The sequence below is a fragment of the Streptomyces sp. NPDC045701 genome (genome assembly GCF_056432045.1).
On the sequence record NZ_JBWKJV010000125.1, the window covers coordinates 1 to 4,725 of the forward strand.

Annotated in this window: 1 protein-coding gene; it reads left to right on the forward strand. The window is 64.7% G+C overall.

Going from position 1 to position 4,725, the window contains the following annotated elements:
* Nucleotides 1–3,579: RHS repeat-associated core domain-containing protein (locus tag AC07DW_RS33395; RefSeq protein WP_478861374.1), on the forward strand; the 3,579-nt coding region annotated here is incomplete at its 5' end.
* Between the last annotated feature and the right edge of the window lie 1,146 nt (nucleotides 3,580–4,725).

Genomic DNA, 4,725 nt, shown 5'->3' on the forward strand with positions numbered 1-4,725 from the left:
ACCTGGGCCGACGGCGCGCGCCCGGAAGGCGATGAGGGGCCGCAGAAGCTGACCGAGACCTACACCACCAGCATCGACACCACCGCCCATACCCGAACCGACGCGGTCACCACCCCTGCGGGGACGGTGAAGCAGGTCACCGATCTGGCCACCGGCGAAGTCGTCGAAACCATCGATACGGCGGGCCGGGCATCGAAGACGGTGTATGACGATGCGGGGCGGGTGGTCAAGGAGACCGGTCCGGACGGGCTGGCCGTCACCGCCGCCCACACCCCCACCTCCACCACGCTCACCACCCCCGACGGGCACGTCACTGTCGAGACCCGCGACCTGCTGGGGCGGGTGGAGAAGAAGACCGACAATATTGCCGGCGGGAAGATCACCGACCACCCCGGGGCGCGGACGCTGCAGGAGGTGGAGTACTCGCCGGACGGGCTGACCGCCACCACCAGCGACGGTGCTGGCCGCAAAACGGTCACCACGAATGATCTGCTGGGCCGGCCGGTGAAGGCGGTTGCTCCCAACGGCATGACACAGCTCTTCTCCTACGACGACGTCGCGAACACCAAAACCACCGCGCTGCTGCCCGCCGGGGAGAGCGACCCGGCTAAGGCGGTGACCACCACCACCGAAAAGCTGGATGCTGCCGACCGGACGGTCGCCTCCTCGACCCGCCACGCGGACGGCACCCCAGCACCTGCAACTTCCAAGTCATACGACGGGCTGGGTAGGCCGATAAAGTTGACGACCACGGATCTCACGGCCCGTCTGTCTTACGGCGCAGGCGGAACGGCTGACCGAGCCACCCTCACCCCGGCCGCCCCCGAGACGTTCCCCGGCAGTGAGGTCACCGCTGAGCCACGTGCGGATCTGACCGGCGGACCGGTGGTCAAGACCCTGGGCTCGGGTGAGGAGAAGCGGTCCGGGACAACGGTGAAGCGGGACGATGCCGGGCGTGTGACCGAGGAAAAGGACCCCGTCGGCGGGGTCATCGCCACGGTCTATAACGAGCGGGGTGAGGCGCAGAAGGTGACCCGCCCGGACGGGTCGGTCACCACCACCTCCTACGACCCGGCCACCGGCCGGATCACCGGAACCACCACCGTCTCCGCAGACGGCAAAACCACGGTGAAGACGGCCTGCACCTACGACAAGGCGACCGGCCGGGTTCTGGAGGTGTTCGACCCCGCCGACAAGACGGGCACGGTCATCTCCTACACCTACGATGCGGACGGCCACGTCACCAAAGTCACCTACCCCGACGGCAAAACCCTCACCCAGGAATACGACACCCACGGACAGCTGACATCCTCCGTGGATGCCGCGGGTGCGCGCACCGTCTACACCTACAACGGTGACGGCATTCTGCGCTCGGCGAAGCAGACCGGCACCGACGGCCGGGTCCTGGCCGAGGTCACCTACACCTACGACAAGATCGGCCGGATCGGGAAGGTGGAACGCGGCAACGGCGTCACCACCCTCTACACCTTCACCGGTGCCAGCCAGATCAAGAGTGAGAAGACCACCCGCGCGGACGGCACTCCGGTGAGTGAGGCCGCGTACGTCTATGACGCGCACGGCAACCTCACCTCCCGGACCGACACCCGCCCCGCCGTCAATGAGACCGGCGCGGTGGTCAAGGACGAGCACGGCGGGGTGAGCATGGCGGTCACCACCACCGCCTACCGCTACGACGCCTACGACCGCCTCATCCACTCCAAAGTCAGCAACAGCGAGGGCGAGCCGGTCACCGAGACCGCCTACACGCTGAACGTCTCCGGCGACCTCACCCGCTCCGAGACCACCCGCCACGACCAGGGCGGCAAGAAGAGCGTGACCGAACACGACATCGACCCCGCAGGCCGGCTGACCGCCATCACCACCGACGGCGAGAAGAAAACCCAGGAATTCGACAAGGCCGGAAACCTGACCAAAGACCACCGCGGCAACACCTGGACCTACAACCCCCACAACCAGCCCGTCACCGTCACCACCCCTGACGGCACCACCACCCGCTACACCTACTGGGCCGACGGCACCCGCAAGGCTGCCACCACCAGTCCAGGCGGGGAACAAGCCGGGCAAGGAGGCGGTGCGACGGTGACCGGGTTCTACTACGACCCCACAACCGGCACCATCACCAACGACACCCACACCACCAGCGGTGAGGGTGAGAGGGGCGGTGGGGCCCAGTCTGCCGTAGTCACCGGCTCCTACCTCCAGGCCGCCACCCGCGAAGCCCGCACCCTCACCACCACCGACCCCGCGGCCAGCGAGATCACCCAGACGGCCAACACCACCGGCGGCGGATACCTCCACCACGACCGCCACGGCAACACCACCACCCTCACAGGTGACGGCGGCCACATCAACGCCGCCTGGCACTACACCGACTACGGACAGCACACCACCCCCACCACCACAGCTGTGACCGCAGCCGTCAGCCCAGGCGCAGCCGCGGGCACCAACCCCTTCACCTACGCCGGCGAATACACCAACACCACCACCGGCACCCAATACCTGAAAAACCGCCTCTACGACCCCGCCCAGAAACGCTTCACCACCCGCGACAACGCCCCCCAGCACAACCGCTACATGGCCTTCGACGCCAACCCCGTCATGAAAACCGACCCCACTGGCAACACCGCAGCCCTGGACGACATCGTCTCCGGTGTCCTGATCGGCGTCGCTGTCCTCGCCGCCGCCGTCACCGCCGCCACTGTCACTCTGGCCACCCTCGGCACCGGCACCGGCATCGGCTTCTTCGGTGGCATCGCCGTGGCCGGCGCCGTCCTCGATCTCGCCTCCGTTGCCGTGGAAGCCGCCGCCCTCGCCACCGGCAAAAATCAGTGGGACAGCGACCTCAGTATCACCGCCTATGTCCTCGGAGGCGCAGGCATCCTCGCCGGCGCCCTAGGCGCAGGCGTAAAGGCCGGCGCCGCAGCAGTAAAGGCTAAAGTCGCTCTTCAATCCACAGAGCCTCGCACCGCGAAAATATCCATAGAAGAAATGTATGAAATGTTCCCTTATGGGACAATCACGCCTGAAGCAAACCAACTGAATCAAACTCAAAAAAACCAACTCACCCTCCTTTCGCAAGTGCCGAGAAAATGGCTGACGAAGTTCGCAGCAGATGCAGGTAGCGCCAGGGGCGATCTAACCTTTCCTAGCGGAATCCATTTCGACGAAAGCGGAGTTCCCGGCGAGGATGTTAGCTACTTTGTACATGATTACATGCACCTTAAAGTATATGCCCCTGAAGTAGACGCCGGCATGGGGCCGCGCCGAATCAGGGAAGAGCTAGTCTGCCTGCATGAATTCGGCCATTATGTCGATAATGAACTTAAATTCAGTCAACGCGATATCCCGCTTCAGCAGGAATACGCTGAAATTATCGCCAGCACCCCGGTTAACACCCGCGCAGACAAAGATGCACAGTCCTATCTCCTGAAAAAGAACGAATTTTGGGCGGAAGCGATAGCAGTCGCTCTGGATCCCCAAGGCAGGAGCGAGCTCTTCGGGATCTCCGGCTCAAGGGTTAAGATCATTGAGTTTTTGATACAGATGGACTTTTACTAAAGCGTGTTGGATAAGGCTGTGCCCCATTACCTTCTTGGTGACCCCGCAACGGGGCGCCCGGCCTCCGGAGTTGGCATGATTTTCTCCCCCCTGTCGGACACATGGCGGCGAATTCCAGCGGTTGTCGCAACACATGGTGAGTGTTAGGCAGTCGCCAGCAGTGTAAACAGGCGCTCGGCTGGGGTTCCCAGCCGAGCGTCTTGCGTGGGCGGCTGTTGAGTTCGGCGGCAACGGTGGCCAGGGCTGATAAGTCTTGGTGATCATGTGGGTGTGCAGGTCGGGCCGTATCGAATGCAACGAAGCTCCGGTTGTCCGGGGTGACCTTCCCAAGTCGCCCTGAACCGCCGGAGCTTCGATGTGCCGTCAGTCTGCCATGGTCTGTCTGGTCAAGTCGCCCGCCGCCGCCCAGCGCGCTCTGCCCTCGGTGGCGGGTCGGCTGGCGATGCCGGTCGGTCCCCGGGACCGGCGCGGTCGGCGGCATTGGCTGGTGTCGGTCTGCTCACGGCCTGCTGTGCGGTCCTGTCCGGTGCCCACTCCTGTGCGGCCGCCGGACAGTGGGCTGCGAATGCGCCGCAGGACGCTCTGGCCCGGCCCGGGGTGAGGTCCCCCGGGCCCGGCCCGGAGTACGCCGGGCCCCGGCCGCCCCGGCGATCCGCCGGGTGCTGGCTCTGGCCTGTCGGTCTGTGCCACGCGGTCAGTGACAGCAGGAATGCCAAGCATTCTTTCGCCCCCTCCGTGCGGCTTGGGAATGGCCACCGCGCGCACCGGCGGCGGAAAGTAGGAGCCCGGCGACATGCGATTCCAGACCTTATACAGATTGTTCTTCAGGTCCTTCTCGAACTCGGCGATGCTCTGCCCGTCCACACCGGGTGCACCCTTGTTAGCCCTGACTTCCTCCCAGGCCTCCTTGACTTCCCACTTCGAAATCTCAAACGGCTTGACCGATGATTTCAATTGGCCCATCGAAGGTCGCGTCCAGAAGGTGGTGTAAAAGGCGACGAGCGTAGGTTTCCGTACTGAACCGTCCAAAGTTCGTACGAGGAAGGACCCACGCTCGTGCACAAGCGAGTATCCCCGACCGAGGCCATCCGCGGCGAGATCGATGCGGTGTTCGCCGGGGGCCGGCCGTTGGCTGACTGTCTCGAG